Source organism: Pseudomonas sp. GYB4201, assembly GCF_056312595.1.
The window spans coordinates 218,350-232,959 of record NZ_JBWGIG010000007.1; the positions used below are offsets into that span (position 1 = coordinate 218,350).

A 14,610-nucleotide genomic window follows, 5' to 3' on the forward strand; every position below is an offset into this window, starting at 1 on the left:
GGCTGCAACGCGGTGTGTCAGGTCGCGCGCGGCGAGAGGGACGCGGCCTGGCGGCCGCTGCTACGGGGGTTTACAGTCAATTGCCGCTGACGATGGCAACGCTGGCGCTGCACCCCAGGCGTGTCGCGCCGGCTTCGATCAGCGCCAGCGCGGTGGCTGCGTCGCGTACGCCGCCGGAGGCCTTGACGCCCACGCCCGGGCCGACGATACGGCGCATCAGCGCCACGTCGGCCACGGTCGCCCCGGCCTTGCCGAAACCGGTGGAGGTCTTGACGAACGCCACGCCCAGGTCGCGGCAGATTTCACAGGCGCGGATTTTCTGGATGTCGTCGAGCAGGCAGGTTTCCAGGATCACTTTCAACGGCACACCGCCACAGGCGTGCAGCACCTGGGCGATGTCTTCGCGCACATGGTCGAACAGGCCTTCCTTGAGCCAGCCGATGTTCAACACCATGTCGATTTCCGTGGCGCCGGCGGCGATGGCGCACTCGGCCTCGAAGGCCTTGGCCTGGCTCACGCACGCCCCCAGGGGGAAGCCCACCACGGCGCACACCTTCACGCCGCTGCCGCGCAGCCGTTGCGCCGCGTGGTAGACCTGGGCCGAGTTCACGCACACGGCGTGGAAGCCGTGCAGCCGCGCCTCCTGGCACAGCTGGGTGACCTGGGCGCTGGCGGCGTCGGCCGCCAGCAGGGTGTGGTCGATCATGGCGGCCAGGGCGGCGCAGTCCAGCTTGCTCATCACGGGTGCTCCTGCGGGTAATTAGCGTGCCAGCGCGAAACTAACACACCCTGGCCCCGCCCATCACCCGTGGGACGCGGCCGGTGGCCGCTGCTACGCTAGATTGGCGACCGCCGAGGGTTGTTCGATGGCGCCATAGCGCCAGCAGCAATGGCGATGGCCCGGGACAAACACACAACCGCTCACGCTGGTCAGCATGATCACGGTCAACAGCACGGCAAGGCGGCGGGTCATGATGGTATTCCTCTGGTTGGGGCAAGCGCCCATGGCGGGCGGTTACTGTTTTGAACGCCGGACGGGGGTGAAATCCGTCGCCGAAAAAAATTTCATTTTCGCGCGACGGATTGCGCCGACCTTGCCGTTAAACCCATCAGCAGCGTTCACCGTCGAACGCGCTTGAAGGAGTTGTCATGAGACTTGCCCGACCTCTGGCCAAACTACGCTATGTCCTGATCATCCCGTTTGCGCTGGCTTCGCTGATGAGCGTGCCGGCCTTCGCCGAACCCGAGATCATCATTCGCCAGGCGCCGCCGCCCCCGCGCGCCGAGATGTTCCCCCGCGAGCGCCCCGGCTACGCCTGGGACCAGGGCCACTGGCGCTGGGCCGGCAACCACTACGAGTGGGTCCCGGGGCACTGGCAGCCAGTGATGCGTGGCGGCCACTGGATCCCTGGCCACTGGGCGCAGCGCGGTCCGGGCTGGCGCTGGGTGGACGGCCACTGGGCCCGCTGAAGCCCTGCCTGGGTGCGGGTAATGCCCGCGCCCAGGCGTTATTCGAGCTGATGCCCCGCCCACTCACCGAGACGCGCGATTGAACGAAACTGACCCGGACGTGGAGTTGCTGGCCCGCATCGGCAACAACGAACCGGCGGCCGTCAACGAGATGGTGTCGCGCAAGCTGCCCCGCCTGCTGGGCGATGCCGACGAAGCCCGCGACGTGGCCCAGGAGAGCTTTCTGCGCATCTGGAAGCAGGCTGCCAGCTGGCGCCCCGGCCAGGCGCGGTTCGACACCTGGCTGCACCGGGTGGCCCTGAACCTGTGCTACGACCACCTGCGCCGCCGCAAGGCCCACGGCCTCGACGACGCGACGCTGGAGGAGCTGGCTGACCCAGCCGGCGCCCCCGAGGACCATCTGCTGGCCAGCGACCAGCAAGCGCGCATGGCCGCCGCCCTGGCCGCCCTGCCCGACCGCCAGCGCGAGGCCATCGTGCTGCAGTACTACCAGGAACTGTCGAACATCGAGGCAGCGGCGCTGATGGACATCAGCGTCGAGGCATTGGAAAGCCTGCTATCGCGAGCCCGGCGCAACCTGCGCAAGCAACTCGCCGAACCGGTTGGCCCGGGAGGAAAACAGCATGACGCCTGAACGCTTTGAGTACCTGGCCGATGCCTACGGCGCCAACCTGCGCCGCTGGCCCGCCGCCGAACAGCCGGCGGCGCGCGCGCTGCTGGACAGCGGCGATGCCCAGGCCCGCGCCAGCCTGGCCCAGGCACTGGCGCTGGACACCCTGCTGGACAGCCATCGCCTGCCCGCGCCCCACCCTGCCCTGGCGCACCGCATTGCCGCGTCCGCGGCACTGCCGCCACGGCATTCACTGTGGCGTGGCCACCAGACCCTGTGGTCGCGGCTGGGGCTGCTGGGCGTGGGCCTGGCCGGTATCGCGGCGGGCATGCTGGCGGTGTCGCTGAGCCTGTCCATGGGCAACGGCCCGGAAGCCTTGCCGAGCATTTTCGACCAAAACGATGCCGATATCGTCTACTCCATCAGTACCGAGGACAGCGAACAATGACTCAAGCCCGTAGCCCACTCAAGCCCTGGCTGGCCGCCTCGCTGGTGCTCAACGTGTTCCTCATCGGCGGCGTGGCCGGTGGCGCCTACCAATGGCTGTCGCACCCGGCGCCCGTGGTCGGCCCGGTGGTGCAGCACGGGCTGCGCCAGGTGATGGTGCAACTGCCGGTGCAGCGCCGCCATGAACTGCGGCGCCTGCTGCGCGAAACTCGCGAGCAGAGCCAACCCCTGATCCTGGCTGGGCGCCAGGCGCGCCAGGACGTGATGCAGCAACTGCGCGCGCCCACCCTCGACCGCGACGCCCTGGTGGCCGACCTGGGCCGCGCCCGCGACGCCGACCTGGCACTGCGCGCCCGAGTGGAAACCAGCCTGGCCGACTTCGCCGCCACCCTGCCGGCGGACGAGCGCGAACAGCTGGCCAAATCCATGTACCTGCGCGGCCAGGGGAAGGTCAACAGGCCGCAGCCATAAGGCGACGGATTTTCCCGTCGCCGACGTTAAACCTTGCAAGCCCGCCGAACCGGCGTGGCTATGGCTTACGCAAGGAACCTCCCATGTTCAAGACTTTCAAGGCTGCCATCATCGCCACCCTGGTGGCGGCATCGCTGTCTGGCTGTATCGTCGAACCCGTCCACCCCCGCCGCCCGCCACCGCCAGTTGAAGTGGTGCCGGTGATGCCGGCGCCGGGGTACCACTGGGTGCCAGGGCACTATCGTTGGGGCCCGGGCCGTTGGGTGTGGGTGCCGGGGCATTGGCGGTATTGATCGGCACTCCTGACGCGGCCTGCGGCAGCTACTACGAAACTCTGTAGCAGCGGCCGCAGGCCGCGTCACAGGCGCCGCGGTGTATCAGGCCGACCGCGCCTGGGCCCGGACGCCGCCTGCGGCAGCTGCTACGGGGGTGTTGGGATCCTTGAGGAGGATGAAGTAGGCCAGCGCCGAGCAGGTCGCCACCACCGCGCTGATCACGAACGCCGACGAGAACGAGCCGCTCTGCTGCACGCTGAAGCCGGTGAGGATCGGTGCGATGGAGCCTGCCAGGTAGCCGCCGAAGTTCTGGATGGAACCAAACGACGCCACCCGCTCCGACGGCACAATGGTGTTGACGATCATCCACGCCGTGGCGCTGGAGATGTTGATGAAGAACAGCGCCGCACACAGCAAGGCCACGCACGCCACCAGGTTGCTGGTGAAGGCGACGATCAGGGTGAACAGCGCCCCGCCCAGCAGGCCGGTGATGATCACCAGTTTGCGGCTGGCCAGCACCTTCATGCCGCGCACCACCAGGGCGTCGCAGGCCTTGCCCGCCACCACCGTGCCGGCGGCGCCGAACAGGTAGGCCAGCGACACCACCCACGCGGTGCGGTACAGGTCCAGGCCATGGGCCTTCTCGAAGTAGCCGGGCATCCAGGTCAGGTGCAGCCAGATCATGTAGATCACGCCCATGAAGCCCAGGAAGGCGCCCCAGGTGTTGCGGTCGCGCAGCAGCGCCGACCAGCGCAGCTTGGGCGCGGTTTTCGCCACCACAGGCTGTGGCTCGGTACGGCCAGTCTCGGCCATGTATTGTGCCTTGCTCTTGTAGAAGGTGAACCAGCACGCCGCCAGCACCAGGCCGATGACGCCGGTCAGCACGAACATGCCGCGCCAGCCCAGGTGCACCATGAACAACGTCAGCAGCGGCGGCGCCAGGCACGGGCCGATGCAGGTGGCCGACCACACCCAGCCGGTGGCGGTGCCGCGCTCCTGGGTGTCGAACCACTCCGACAGCGCCTTGGCCGCCGAGGGGAACACCGGCGCCTCGCCGATGCCCAGCAGCACGCGCATGCCCAGCAGGTGGCCGAAGCCGCTGAACAGGCCGAACGCCGCCTGCGCCAGCGACCACACAATCAGCGAACCGCCCAGCGCCAGCTTGCTGCCCAGGCGGTCGATCAGCGCGCCCATGGGCAGCTGTGAAAACGCATAGGCCAGGGAAAACGCCGACAGCAGGAAACCCATCTGCGTGGGGCTGATGGCCAGGTCGTGCTGGATGGAGGTGTTGGCGATGGACAGCGCGCTACGGTCCAGGTAGTTGACCACGCCGATCATGAACAGAAAAACGATGGTCAGCGTCTTGAAGCTTTTTATTGTTTTCATGACACGCCTCTTTGAGCGGTTGACGCCTGCATGCCGGGGCACGGGCGTCGTTGCACTCTAGTCAGCGTGGTCGGGTTTGCCCAATGACAACATTCCATTGGGCGATAACCTGGGGTTATTGGCGCCTCGTTACGGCCACCTCACCCCTGCCCTTCATCGGCTGCCCAGGCGTTGTCGTCACGCGGCGCGCGGCCAAAAAACGCCTTGTAGGCACGGCTGAACGCGGCTTCCGATTCGTAGCCCACGGCAAAGCCCACCTCGCCCACCCGGTGCCGGCCATGCAGCAGCATGGTTTTCGCCAACGCCAGGCGCCACTCGTTCTGGTAGCGCAACGGCGGCCGCCCCACGAGTGCGTTGAAACGCTCGCAGAAGTTGGAACGCGACATGCCCGCAACCGCCGCCAGCGCAGCGATGCTCGACGGCTGGCCCGGCGCTTCGTGGATGGCTTTCAACGCCCTTGCAACGCGGGGGTCGGACAAGGCCTTGAGCCAGCCCGCAGCCGCGCCTTGCTGCACCCAGGTGCGCAGGATGCGGATGACCACCAGGTCGATGAGCCGTGACACCATCAATGCCCCGCCCGGTTGCGTGTCGTTGGTTTCCAGCAACATGAAATGCAGGATGCCTTCCGACCACGCCGCAGCGTCGGCATGGCTGAGGTGGATCAGCCACGGCAGGCTGAACACCATGGCTTCGAAGCTGCTGGCGTCGAACCAGAACCGGCAGACCACGACCTCGGCACGCCCCTCGCCCGCCGTGATGTCCAGCCCCGACAGCGCGTGCGGCAACAGCAGGATGTCGCCCTGCCGTACTGTTTTTGCGGGCTGATCGCCATGGCGAATCTGCAGCTGGCCGTCACGCAGCATGCACACATGGGCGCTTTTTTCATCCAGCACCAACGCGTCCCCCGCCTGCAGCACGGCCGAATAGACGCGGTCCCCTGTCAGGCGAATTTTCGCCAGCACCTGGGACAGCAAGTCCGCCGCGGCAAAACCTTCCAACTGCATTTCCGGATGAATGATCAAGCTTTCAAGGGAATCCATCATGTCTGCCTGGCCACGGCGTGGTTAATCTGAGCCACAAGCATATCGCCTTTCAGGCGACATCGGTGCACGGCCGCCAAGCAGGTGACTGTGCCTTTCATCCAACTTCACGGAAGCTATTCACATGTTCGGCATTTCCCCCCTTGGCTGGCTTCACACCCTCGGCAGCCTGCCGGCGATTCCGCTGGCCGCCTACATGTTCTGGCGCCATGGGCGCATCGTGCCGCGCTCGACGCCAGGGCTGCTGTACCTGGTGTCGATGGTGATCGGTGCCTGCACCGTGTTCCTGGTGGCCCACCAACCGGTCAGCAACATCATCGGCGCGGTGACCCTGGTGGTGCTGCTGGCGGGCTATGCCGCGGGGCGCCTACCCTGGCTGGGGCGTGCGGGGTTTTACCTGGAAACCATCCTGCTGAGCCTAACGGCGTTCTTGCTGATGGTGCCTACCGTGTCCGAAACCCTGCGCCGTGTGCCGGACGGCCACCCCATCGTGACCGACCCGCACGCACCGCTGCTGGTGGGTGTGCAAGGCGGCCTGCTGGTGCTGCTGATCATCGGCGTCAGCGTGCAGGTGCTCTATTTGCGCAGGGCAGGCAGGGCGACCGCGCGACCGGCCTGCGACTGAAGCCCACCCCCCGCCTGCCACGCACAGTGCGCGAGCACCTCGAAACAACGCACCACCTGGGGTGACAGCGTGCGCCCCAGGCACAGGCGAATGGCCGTGCTGTCGGCGCCATCGGCAGAGAAGATGCCGCTGCCCGCCACATGGCAGCCGCCCTCCCCGGCCAGCCTGCGCAGCAACGCCATGTCGGTATGCGCAGGCAGCCTCGCCCAGTGAATGAAGCCGCCAGCTGGCGGCTGGTACAGCGTGCCGGGGGGAAAGCGGGTGCTCACCACCCCCGCCACATACTCGCCAAGGCTGGCCAGGTGCGTGCGCAGCCGCGCGCAATGCGGCGCCAGGTAGCCGCGGCCGATGAACTCGTTGAGCACGTGTTGCGCCAGGCTTGAAACCGCCAGGTTGCGCGCGAACATCTGCGCCAGAATCGCCTCGCGGTAGCGCCCGGCCACGCACCAGCCCACGCGGTAGCCGGGCGCAACGGTCTTGGAAAAGGACGCGCAGTAGATGGTCTGCCCGCTGCTGTCGTAGCTTTTCACGGCCCGGGGGCGGGCCTGCTCCGGGGCCAGGTCGAAGAAGATATCGTCCTCGATGATCGGCACGCCCGCCTCGCATGCCAACGCCGACAGCCGTGCCCGGTGCGCCTCGGGCATGATGAAACCGCAGGGGTTCTGCAGGGTGGGGTTGAGGAAAATGACATCGACTTTCTTCTGCGCCAGCGCCTCTTGCAGGTGGTCGAGATCGATCCCCGTTGCCAGGTGCGTGCGCAGGGGCAGCGCGCGCATGCCCAGGCGCTCGATGGTCTGCAGGATGCCGTAGTAGGTGGGCGTCTCGATGGCCACGGTGGCGCCCTTGGGCGCCACGGCTTCCAGCGCCAGCTCAAGGGCGATGGTGTCGCCGGAGGTGATGAGAATATCGTCGGGCCCGCAGGCCACGCCGCGCGCCAGCATCAACCCGGCAATGCGCCGACGCAGCGCCGGCAGGCCCGGCGGCGGCACCAGCCCCGCCAGGGAAACCTGTGCCTGCGCGGCCAGGGCCGCCAGGCACTTGTTCAGCAGCACCTGCGGGGTGAGTTCGTCATGCAGCACCGCCGAGCTCAGCGACAGCGTGGCGGGGTTGGCGGCCTGGGCGAGCATGGCCACCACCGCCTGGTTGACGTTGACCGTGACACTGGAGAAATCATGCGGCGCAGGGCTTGCCGCCGTGCCGGGCGCCGCGACGAAATAGCCCACCCGTGGCGTGGCCAGTACATAGGCGCCGGCCTCAAGCTCGGCCAACGCCCGTTGCACGGTGGTGATGCTGGTGCCGAACAGCCGCGTCAGTTCGCGCACCGAGGGCAGCCGGGCACCGGGTGGCCACTCGTGGCTGTCGATCTGGCGCACGATCCAGTCCTTGACGATGCGCCAGCGCTTTTGCTGTTTTTCGATCCTGTCCATGGGGGCTCATGTGTGGCTAGGCATTACCTGGCGCAAGGTAAAGCAAAGCGATGCCGCTTGCAGCAACGATGATCACGTTGAACACCACCAGGCCGAAGGCGAACCGCACCAGCGCGTGCTCCTCCTCGCGGTTGGCGCCCGCAAGCCCGGTGACCAGCGACAGAATCGACAGCGAACCCAACGCACCATGCCCGGCGGCGCTGTTGACCATGGCTGCCAGCCATGGCCCGTGCGCCACGCCCAGCGCCGCAATGGAAGGCATGATCAGGGTGTTGCCGCCCACGTTGGAGCCGGTGACGTAGCCGGCAAGGCCTGCCAGCAGCGCCACGGTGGGTGCCAGCGCCACACCCGACAGCGACTGCAGGGAACGCTGTGCTTCCAACAGGAAGCCGGCGTTGACCATCACCTGGGACAACAGCAGGAACAGGAATATGGTCGCCAGCGGAAACTTCGCGCGCTTGACCAACGCCGCCCACGGGAACCCTTCGGCAGCGCCCTGCCGCATCGCCATCAACATCGTCACCAGCACCAGCGCAACGCCCGGTGAGGCCAGCGGCTTCCACGCCACATGCTCGCCCCTGACCACCCAGGCGCCGTCCCAACCCGACAGCAGGAACAGACCGCGCAAGCCGATGATCACCGCCAGCAACGCCAGGTACGGCCACGCCGCCTGCGGCCAACGGACCAGGCGCTTGCGCTGCACCGCCGCCAGCCCCAGCCCAACCGCCGCCACCGCCAGCCCCGCAAGCACCCCGGCCACCTCCGGCCCCAGCCAGCGGTTGACGCTGAACAGCACCGTCACGAACAGCGCCGCCACCAGCAACAGCCCCAGCCACGCCAGCAGCTGGCGAACACCAGCCTGCCACAGCGCCACGGCGGCCAGGCCAAGAAACACCGGCGCACTGACCAGCGCCGAGTGGCTGCCCAGTTCACCCACCGGCACATGCGCCAGTTGCGCACCAATCACCGTGGCCAGGCCCAGGGTGCCCCACGGCATGACCACCATGCCCGCCAGGGCGATTTTCATCCCTGCCTGACGGCTGAACAGGCTCATCAACAACGGCACCGTGGCAATCAGCGACACGCCGAAACCGGTCATCGCCTCCAGCAACGGCGCCAGCCCCAGCACGATGAAAATCACCTGGGCCGGTGGCGTCCAGCCCAGCTCCTTGACCCAGGCGCCGATGGCTTGCGGTGCACCACCGCGCTCCACCAGCAGCACAAACGCCAGGCCTGGCGCGATCACGCAGGCGGTGCTCAGGAACAGAATACCGGTGTCCTGGGCGATGGCCGCCGTGACGGCAGCGCTGAACGGCGCCGCCACCCCCAGCCCCCACAGCAGCAACACCCCCGCCACACCGGCCAATGCCGCCTGCACCGGGGGCCGGCGTACCAGCAGAATCAACGCGAGCACCAGGCCGATGGGCGACATTTGCAGCAAGAGTGAATCCATGGGGGGCGCTCCTTGATCGTTGGTCAGGGAGCGATCTTGCCGGGTTCGGTTGGGGCGAAAGAGATACAGATACACGCTGTTTTCCAATACAGGCCTAACCCGCTGCTGCCGCCGTCTCGATCAGCTTCGCCACCGCCTCAGGGTGCGAGACCATCACCACGTGGGAGCCGCCCTTCACCACCTCCACCGCCTTGGCCGCCGCGCGCTTGGCCATGAACGCCATGGCCTGGGGCGGGATGTTCTTGTCGTGGTCGCCGTAGATGTACCACGACGGGATGTGCTTCCAGGCGGCCGCGTCGCTCTTCTCGTCAAGCGCGCCTTGGGCCAGCGGGCGCTGGGTGGCGGCCATCAGCGCGGCCTGGGCGGCGGGCACGTCGGCGGCGAACTGGTCGTGGAATTTGCCCTGCTGGATGTACAGGTCCTTGCCACCGTCGGCCAGGCTGACCGGTGGCGCCAGGGTTGGGCCCAGGGTGCTGCCGGGGAATTGGCCCACCAACTGCGCCACGCTTTCTCCGGCGTCGGGGGCGAAGGCGCTGACGTACACCAGCGCCTTGACGTTCGCCTGCTGGTCAGCGGCGCTGGTGATCACGTTGCCGCCGTAGGAATGGCCGACCAGCACCACTGGCGTGTGAATGCTGCTGACCAGGTTGGCCACGGCGGCCGCGTCGCTCTTCACCCCGCGCAGGGGGTTGGCGGCGGCCACTACGGGGTAGCCGTCGTGTTCGAGGATCTTCACCACGCCGTTCCAGCTGGAGGCATCGGCGAAGGCGCCATGCACCAGGACGATGGTGGGTTTGGCCGGTTCCGCGAAGGCCGAGAGGCAGACGGAACAGGCCAGTGCTGCGATGACTTTTTTCATGGGTGACTCCGTATTGAAGTGATTCATAAGTGCCTTGGACGCGGCCTTTGGCCGCTGCTACGGGGGTTGGCCGTAGTCCAAGGCGGTCACGGGGCGAATCGGGTAAACACCAGGTCGTGGTTCTGCACCTTGGCCTGGTGGCAGGCGTAACAGGTCTGGTGCTGCGCCGCGTCCGCCGGCTGGCCGTTGATGAAGCGGCCGAAACCCCAGCCACCGGTGGCGGCATAGCGTTGCGAATCCTTGACCATTACCTGCACCGTGGTGGCCGCGCCAGGGATGGACGCCGGCTCGAACTCCGGCGACTGCACGTGCTTCCAGGCCAGCTTGACCAGCACCGTGCCGTCGGGGAACGGCTGGCTGCCAGCTTCGTAAGCCTTGATGGCGATGTCGTTGCCCAGCACCGCACGCAGTTCGTTCAACGGCGCAGCCTCCTGGGCCGGGGCTACCAACGCCCACTTGCGGTAGCCGTCGGGCAGCGCCACGCCGTAGATCGGCGACAGCGGGCCTGCGGCCAGGGCCGCGCCGCTGGCGACCAAGGCGCAACCCATCACGAGTGACTTGAGTGTCATGACGCCTCCGTGCGCTTACAGGTGGTCGGCGTCGACGATGGCCTGGGCAAACGCCTGGGGTGCCTCTTGCGGCAGGTTGTGGCCGATGCCGCCGCTAATCAGGCGGAAGTCATACTTGCCGGTGTAGCGCTTGGCGTAGGCCTCGGCCGGTGGGTGCGGGGCGCCGTTGGCGTCGCCTTCCAGGGTGATGGTGGGGACGCTGATGGCTGGCGAGGCGGCGAGTTTCTGCTCCACGGCGGCGTAGCGTGCCTCGCTCTTCACCAGCCCCAGGCGCCAGCGGTAGTTGAAGATCGACACCGGCACGTGGTCGGGGTTTTGCAGGGCGGCGGCGCTGCGGTCGTAGGTGGCGTCGTCGAAGTTCCACTTCGGCGAGGCCAGCTTCCAGATCAGCTTGGCGAAGTCGTGGGTGTTCTTTTCATAGCCCAGGCGACCGCGCTCTGTGGCGAAGTAGAACTGGTACCACCACTGCAGTTCGGCGGCCGGTGGCAGCGGCGCCTTGCCGGCTTCCTGGCCACCGATCAGGTAGCCGCTCACCGCCACCAGTGCCTTGACGCGCTCTGGCCACAGCGCGGCGACGATGTCGGCGGTGCGCGCGCCCCAGTCGTAGCCGCCCAGCACCGCCTGCTTGATGTGCAGGGCGTCCATGAAGTCGATCAGGTCCTGGGCCAGGGCGGCGGGTTCGCCGTTGCGCGGGGTCTTGGCCGAGAGGAAGCGGGTGTCGCCGTAGCCGCGGGCGTAGGGGATCAGCACGCGGTAGCCCTTGTCGGCCAGCGCCGGCGCCACGTCAGCGTAGCTGTGAATGTCGTACGGCCAGCCGTGCAGCAAGATCACCACCGGGCCATCGGCCGGCCCCACTTCGGCGTAGGCCACGTCCAGCAGCCCGGCCTTCACGTGTTTCAGCGCGCCGAACGAGGTGTGGCTGCCCACGGTGATGGGCGCGACCTGGTTGGCGGCGGTGTCGGCGGCGCTGGCGTTGGCCCAGGCGCCCAATTGCAGCACGGCAGCCAGCACGGAGACAGCGAACGGTTTGGACAGAGTCTTGTACATGGTGGAGCTCCTTGGCGTGGTGTTCTCGATGGCGCTATTTGGCCCGCCACATGTGTTCGCCATGTTTCGCCAGCGGGCGGCAAAAGCCGGGTTATGTATCGGGTCCAGTTCCAGATACAAACAGATACATTAGCCCCTCCCCGGCTTGCTAGACTGGCCACCATTCCCCTGATGCAAGGACGCCGCCATGGACTCCCGCGCCGACCACGTATTGATCGTCGACGACGATCGTGACATCCGCGAGCTGGTGGGCAACTACCTGAAAAAGAACGGTTTTCGCGTGACCCTGGCCGCCGATGGGCGGGCCATGCGCAGCTTCCTGGAAGCCGGCCAGGTGGACCTGATCGTGCTGGACATCATGCTGCCCGGCGACGATGGCCTGGTGCTGTGCCGCGAGCTGCGCGCCGGCAAGCACCGCTACATTCCGGTACTGATGCTGACCGCCCGCGACGACGACACCGACCGCATCATCGGCCTGGAAATGGGCGCCGACGACTACCTGGTAAAACCCTTCGTGGCGCGCGAACTGCTGGCACGCATCAACGCTGTGCTGCGCCGCACGCGCATGCTGCCGCCAAACCTTGTGGTCAGCGAGCAATCACGGCAGCTGGCCTTCGGTGTGTGGCGCCTGGACACCACGGCTCGGCACCTGCTGGCCGCCGACGATTCGGTGGTGGCCCTGAGCGGCGCCGAGTACCGCATGCTGCGGGTGTTCCTCGACCACCCGCAGCGGGTGCTGAGCCGCGACCAGCTGCTGAACCTGACCCAGGGCCGCGACGTCGACCTGTTCGACCGCTCCATCGACCTGATGGTCAGCCGCCTGCGCCAGCGCCTGCTGGACGACGCCCGCGACCCGGCCTACATCAAGACCGTGCGCAATGAAGGCTACGTGTTCAGCTTTCCGGTGCAACTGCTCGGGGACGCGCCGTGAAACACCCGCTGCGCTGGCCGCGCACCCTCGCCTCGCGCCTGTCGCTGATTTTCCTCACCAGCCTGGTGCTGGCCCAGGGCCTGGCCGTGGCGTTGCAGGCGTACGAGCGCTACAGCAGCGCCAAGACCCTGATGCTGGGCAACTTCGAGCGCGACGTTGCTACTTCGGTGGCCATCCTCGACCGCCTGCCGGCCACGGAACGGCCGGCCTGGCTCAAGCGCCTGGAGCGGCCCAACTACCGCTACCAGCTGGACGAAGGCGCCTCCGGCCAGGCCATGGACAGTGGCAGCGAACCCACCTCTGTGCAGTCCATGCGCATGACGCTGGCCCCCGACTACGCCCTGACCTTTCGCGACATCCCCGACAGCCGCCCGCACTACCAGGCCCACCTGCGCCTCAAGGACGGCCAGCCGCTGACCATCGACGTGCGCCCCTCGGTCAGCCCGGTGTCGCCGTGGCTGCCGGTGACCCTGGCCGGCCAACTGGCCTTGTTGCTGGCAGCCACCTGGCTGGCCGTGCGCACCGCCATCCGCCCGCTGACGCGGCTGGCCAAGGCAGTGGACAACCTCGACCTCAAGCAACATCCCGTGCACCTGGATGAACAGGGCCCCACCGAGGTGGCCTACGCCGCCATCGCCTTCAACAGCATGCAGGGGCGCATCGCCGCCTACGTCAAAGAGCGCGTGCAACTGCTGGCCGCCATCTCCCACGACCTGCAAACCCCCATCACGCGCATGAAACTGCGCGTGGAGTTCATGGACGACAGCCCCGACAAGGACAAGCTGTGGAACGACCTGGGCGAGATCCAGCACCTGGTCAAGGAAGGCGTGGCCTACGCCCGCAGCACCGAGCCGTCCAGCGAAGCCAGCTGCCGCCTGCAACTCACGCCCTTCCTGGAAAGCCTGGTGGGCGACTACCACGACACCGGCAAGGACGTGCAACTGGCGTCCGCAGGCAACCTGCTGCTCGACACCCGCCCCCAGGCGCTGCGCCGGCTGCTGACCAACCTGATCGACAACGCCCTGAAATTCGCCGGCGCCGCCCAGGTGCAGGTGCTGACGGAGGGCGGCTGCACCCTGCGCGTGCTGGACCGTGGCCCGGGCATTCCCGAAGAGGCGTTGGTGCAGGTGTTGCAGCCGTTCTACCGACTGGAAAGCTCGCGCAACCGCGACACCGGCGGGACCGGGTTGGGGTTGGCGATTGCCGTGCAGTTGGCCGAGAGCCTTGGGGGGACGTTGCGGTTGTATAACCGTGAGGGTGGGGGGTTGTGTGCGGAGGTGATGTTGGGCCTCAACCCGGCCACGTAGCCGCTGCCGCCAGGCTGCGCTGCCCCCCTGCCTCACTCGAGATTTTCAGGGTGCACGCAGGCCAGCGCAGCCTGCGGCAGCGGCTACTAGCGGTTGCCGGCGGGCTATTTTGTAGGACATTTCCCAAATACCCCCCGCCGCATTGCTCCTCACACCCGCCATCGCTAACCTCCCCGCCGTTGCAGCACATTTGCAACCGGGTTTGGCGACCTGCCGTTATCGTTTCATCACAAGCACCATATGGCACTCTTGCCTGGGGCACGCGATGACAGCTATGCAGCGGCCCCACAAACCCAAAGGAATTATCTTGTATGTCCTACATCCCCCTACCCCACTCCCCCGCCGTATTCCTCGATTCTCAAGCCCCCATCGCCACCCTCTACGCCCTGGCCATGCACCGCATCGGCACCGCGCAGGAGCTTATGCAAACCCTCAGCAGCCTTACCCTGAGCAACAGCGATGATCAGGATTTGAAAACCGTGGCCAACACCGTGAACCTCTTGCTGGAAGAGGGTTGCGCGGTGCTTGAGGTGATTGAGGCGCGTGGCGCCTTTCTGCGCCAGCCCACACCGTTCGCGTAGCCGCTGCCGCCAGGCTGCGCTGGCCCCCTGCCTCACTGGAGATTTTCAGGGTGCACGCAGGCCAGCGCAGCCTGCGGCAGCGGCTACAAGCGCTTGCCGGTCTGGCTGTTTT

The 14,610-nt window shown here is 67.1% G+C and carries 19 protein-coding genes; 10 read left to right on the plus strand and 9 right to left on the minus strand.

Annotated elements, in window-relative coordinates; genetic code table 11:
• Positions 1–76: 76 nt before the first annotated feature.
• Entirely contained in the window at positions 77–739 is a 663-nt protein-coding gene (gene deoC / locus AC0Z2B_RS09235) for a deoxyribose-phosphate aldolase (protein ID WP_473006079.1), read from the minus strand.
• Positions 740–832: 93 nt separating this feature from the next.
• Positions 833–973: a hypothetical protein gene (locus AC0Z2B_RS09240; protein WP_416423488.1), complete on the minus strand. Its 141-nt coding sequence runs from the start codon at positions 971–973 to the stop codon at positions 833–835.
• Between AC0Z2B_RS09240 and AC0Z2B_RS09245 the strand changes: the two genes are divergently transcribed.
• From AC0Z2B_RS09245 to AC0Z2B_RS09270, 6 genes are all read left to right on the plus strand, one after another.
• Positions 972–1,139 carry a hypothetical protein gene (locus tag AC0Z2B_RS09245; RefSeq protein ID WP_476296197.1) on the plus strand — a complete coding sequence of 56 codons (168 nt, stop codon included), beginning with the start codon at positions 972–974 and terminating at the stop codon, positions 1,137–1,139. The genes AC0Z2B_RS09240 and AC0Z2B_RS09245 overlap by 2 nt on opposite strands.
• 10 nt (positions 1,140–1,149) lie before the next feature.
• Positions 1,150–1,470 (plus strand): YXWGXW repeat-containing protein, encoded by a 321-nt coding sequence (locus tag AC0Z2B_RS09250; RefSeq protein WP_476296199.1) that lies wholly within the window; start codon positions 1,150–1,152, stop codon positions 1,468–1,470.
• A gap of 79 nt (positions 1,471–1,549) precedes the next feature.
• On the plus strand, positions 1,550–2,104 hold the full coding sequence (locus AC0Z2B_RS09255) for an RNA polymerase sigma factor (protein WP_476296201.1): 555 nt from the start codon (positions 1,550–1,552) through the stop codon (positions 2,102–2,104).
• Positions 2,094–2,528, plus strand: a complete 435-nt coding sequence (locus tag AC0Z2B_RS09260) for a hypothetical protein (protein ID WP_476296203.1) — start codon at positions 2,094–2,096, stop codon at positions 2,526–2,528. Before AC0Z2B_RS09255 ends, AC0Z2B_RS09260 begins: the two co-directional genes overlap by 11 nt.
• A complete protein-coding gene (locus tag AC0Z2B_RS09265) occupies positions 2,525–2,998 on the plus strand; it encodes a periplasmic heavy metal sensor (protein ID WP_476296205.1) in 474 nt (157 codons plus the stop codon). The genes AC0Z2B_RS09260 and AC0Z2B_RS09265 overlap by 4 nt, the downstream gene beginning before the upstream one ends.
• 83 nt (positions 2,999–3,081) lie before the next feature.
• A complete protein-coding gene (locus tag AC0Z2B_RS09270) occupies positions 3,082–3,291 on the plus strand; it encodes a YXWGXW repeat-containing protein (protein WP_416423482.1) in 210 nt (69 codons plus the stop codon).
• An 84-nt stretch (positions 3,292–3,375) separates the two neighbouring features.
• Here AC0Z2B_RS09270 and AC0Z2B_RS09275 read toward each other — a convergent pair whose 3' ends face one another.
• Entirely contained in the window at positions 3,376–4,659 is a 1,284-nt protein-coding gene (locus AC0Z2B_RS09275; RefSeq protein ID WP_476296207.1) for an MFS transporter, read from the minus strand.
• Positions 4,660–4,799: 140 nt separating this feature from the next.
• Positions 4,800–5,702: an AraC family transcriptional regulator gene (locus tag AC0Z2B_RS09280; protein ID WP_476296209.1), complete on the minus strand. Its 903-nt coding sequence runs from the start codon at positions 5,700–5,702 to the stop codon at positions 4,800–4,802.
• A gap of 121 nt (positions 5,703–5,823) precedes the next feature.
• On the opposite strand from AC0Z2B_RS09280, the gene AC0Z2B_RS09285 reads away from it, so the two are divergent.
• Complete coding sequence (locus tag AC0Z2B_RS09285; protein WP_476296211.1) at positions 5,824–6,324, plus strand: hypothetical protein; 501 nt, start codon at positions 5,824–5,826, stop codon at positions 6,322–6,324.
• On the opposite strand, the gene AC0Z2B_RS09290 is transcribed toward AC0Z2B_RS09285, so the two are convergent.
• From AC0Z2B_RS09290 to AC0Z2B_RS09310, 5 genes are all read right to left on the minus strand, one after another.
• Complete coding sequence (locus AC0Z2B_RS09290) at positions 6,276–7,751, minus strand: aminotransferase-like domain-containing protein (protein WP_476296213.1); 1,476 nt, start codon at positions 7,749–7,751, stop codon at positions 6,276–6,278. The two genes, AC0Z2B_RS09285 and AC0Z2B_RS09290, sit on opposite strands and share 49 nt — an antisense overlap.
• Positions 7,752–7,767: 16 nt before the next feature.
• Positions 7,768–9,204, minus strand: a complete 1,437-nt coding sequence (locus AC0Z2B_RS09295; protein ID WP_476296215.1) for an L-lactate permease — start codon at positions 9,202–9,204, stop codon at positions 7,768–7,770.
• Between the two features lie 94 nt (positions 9,205–9,298).
• Complete coding sequence (locus tag AC0Z2B_RS09300; protein WP_476296217.1) at positions 9,299–10,063, minus strand: alpha/beta fold hydrolase; 765 nt, start codon at positions 10,061–10,063, stop codon at positions 9,299–9,301.
• An 86-nt stretch (positions 10,064–10,149) separates the two neighbouring features.
• Positions 10,150–10,611, minus strand: coding sequence for a cytochrome P460 family protein (locus AC0Z2B_RS09305; RefSeq protein ID WP_476296237.1), 462 nt, complete (start codon positions 10,609–10,611; stop codon positions 10,150–10,152).
• Between the two features lie 36 nt (positions 10,612–10,647).
• Positions 10,648–11,679 (minus strand): alpha/beta fold hydrolase, encoded by a 1,032-nt coding sequence (locus tag AC0Z2B_RS09310; RefSeq protein WP_476296219.1) that lies wholly within the window; start codon positions 11,677–11,679, stop codon positions 10,648–10,650.
• 187 nt (positions 11,680–11,866) lie between these two features.
• On the opposite strand from AC0Z2B_RS09310, the gene AC0Z2B_RS09315 reads away from it, so the two are divergent.
• From AC0Z2B_RS09315 to AC0Z2B_RS09325, 3 genes are all read left to right on the plus strand, one after another.
• The gene (locus AC0Z2B_RS09315; protein ID WP_416423474.1) at positions 11,867–12,610 is read left to right on the plus strand and encodes a response regulator; all 744 of its coding nucleotides are present in this window, start codon (positions 11,867–11,869) and stop codon (positions 12,608–12,610) included.
• Positions 12,607–13,917 (plus strand): sensor histidine kinase, encoded by a 1,311-nt coding sequence (locus AC0Z2B_RS09320; protein WP_476296221.1) that lies wholly within the window; start codon positions 12,607–12,609, stop codon positions 13,915–13,917. The genes AC0Z2B_RS09315 and AC0Z2B_RS09320 overlap by 4 nt, the downstream gene beginning before the upstream one ends.
• Before the next feature lie 311 nt (positions 13,918–14,228).
• Entirely contained in the window at positions 14,229–14,498 is a 270-nt protein-coding gene (locus AC0Z2B_RS09325; protein WP_476296223.1) for a hypothetical protein, read from the plus strand.
• The last annotated feature ends 112 nt before the right edge of the window (positions 14,499–14,610 follow it).

What these genes read in the sequence shown, in the direction of transcription:
- deoC (WP_473006079.1), bottom strand. Translation starts at nt 739, where the DNA reads ATGAGCAAGCTGGACTGCGCCGCCCTGGCCGCCATGATCGACCACACC.
- AC0Z2B_RS09245 (WP_476296197.1), top strand. Translation starts at nt 972, where the DNA reads ATGATGGTATTCCTCTGGTTGGGGCAAGCGCCCATGGCGGGCGGTTAC.
- AC0Z2B_RS09240 (WP_416423488.1), bottom strand. Translation starts at nt 973, where the DNA reads ATGACCCGCCGCCTTGCCGTGCTGTTGACCGTGATCATGCTGACCAGC.
- AC0Z2B_RS09250 (WP_476296199.1), top strand. Translation starts at nt 1,150, where the DNA reads ATGAGACTTGCCCGACCTCTGGCCAAACTACGCTATGTCCTGATCATC.
- AC0Z2B_RS09260 (WP_476296203.1), top strand. Translation starts at nt 2,094, where the DNA reads ATGACGCCTGAACGCTTTGAGTACCTGGCCGATGCCTACGGCGCCAAC.
- AC0Z2B_RS09265 (WP_476296205.1), top strand. Translation starts at nt 2,525, where the DNA reads ATGACTCAAGCCCGTAGCCCACTCAAGCCCTGGCTGGCCGCCTCGCTG.
- AC0Z2B_RS09270 (WP_416423482.1), top strand. Translation starts at nt 3,082, where the DNA reads ATGTTCAAGACTTTCAAGGCTGCCATCATCGCCACCCTGGTGGCGGCA.
- AC0Z2B_RS09275 (WP_476296207.1), bottom strand. Translation starts at nt 4,659, where the DNA reads ATGAAAACAATAAAAAGCTTCAAGACGCTGACCATCGTTTTTCTGTTC.
- AC0Z2B_RS09280 (WP_476296209.1), bottom strand. Translation starts at nt 5,702, where the DNA reads ATGATGGATTCCCTTGAAAGCTTGATCATTCATCCGGAAATGCAGTTG.
- AC0Z2B_RS09285 (WP_476296211.1), top strand. Translation starts at nt 5,824, where the DNA reads ATGTTCGGCATTTCCCCCCTTGGCTGGCTTCACACCCTCGGCAGCCTG.
- AC0Z2B_RS09290 (WP_476296213.1), bottom strand. Translation starts at nt 7,751, where the DNA reads ATGGACAGGATCGAAAAACAGCAAAAGCGCTGGCGCATCGTCAAGGAC.
- AC0Z2B_RS09295 (WP_476296215.1), bottom strand. Translation starts at nt 9,204, where the DNA reads ATGGATTCACTCTTGCTGCAAATGTCGCCCATCGGCCTGGTGCTCGCG.
- AC0Z2B_RS09300 (WP_476296217.1), bottom strand. Translation starts at nt 10,063, where the DNA reads ATGAAAAAAGTCATCGCAGCACTGGCCTGTTCCGTCTGCCTCTCGGCC.
- AC0Z2B_RS09305 (WP_476296237.1), bottom strand. Translation starts at nt 10,611, where the DNA reads ATGGGTTGCGCCTTGGTCGCCAGCGGCGCGGCCCTGGCCGCAGGCCCG.
- AC0Z2B_RS09310 (WP_476296219.1), bottom strand. Translation starts at nt 11,679, where the DNA reads ATGTACAAGACTCTGTCCAAACCGTTCGCTGTCTCCGTGCTGGCTGCC.
- AC0Z2B_RS09315 (WP_416423474.1), top strand. Translation starts at nt 11,867, where the DNA reads ATGGACTCCCGCGCCGACCACGTATTGATCGTCGACGACGATCGTGAC.
- AC0Z2B_RS09325 (WP_476296223.1), top strand. Translation starts at nt 14,229, where the DNA reads ATGTCCTACATCCCCCTACCCCACTCCCCCGCCGTATTCCTCGATTCT.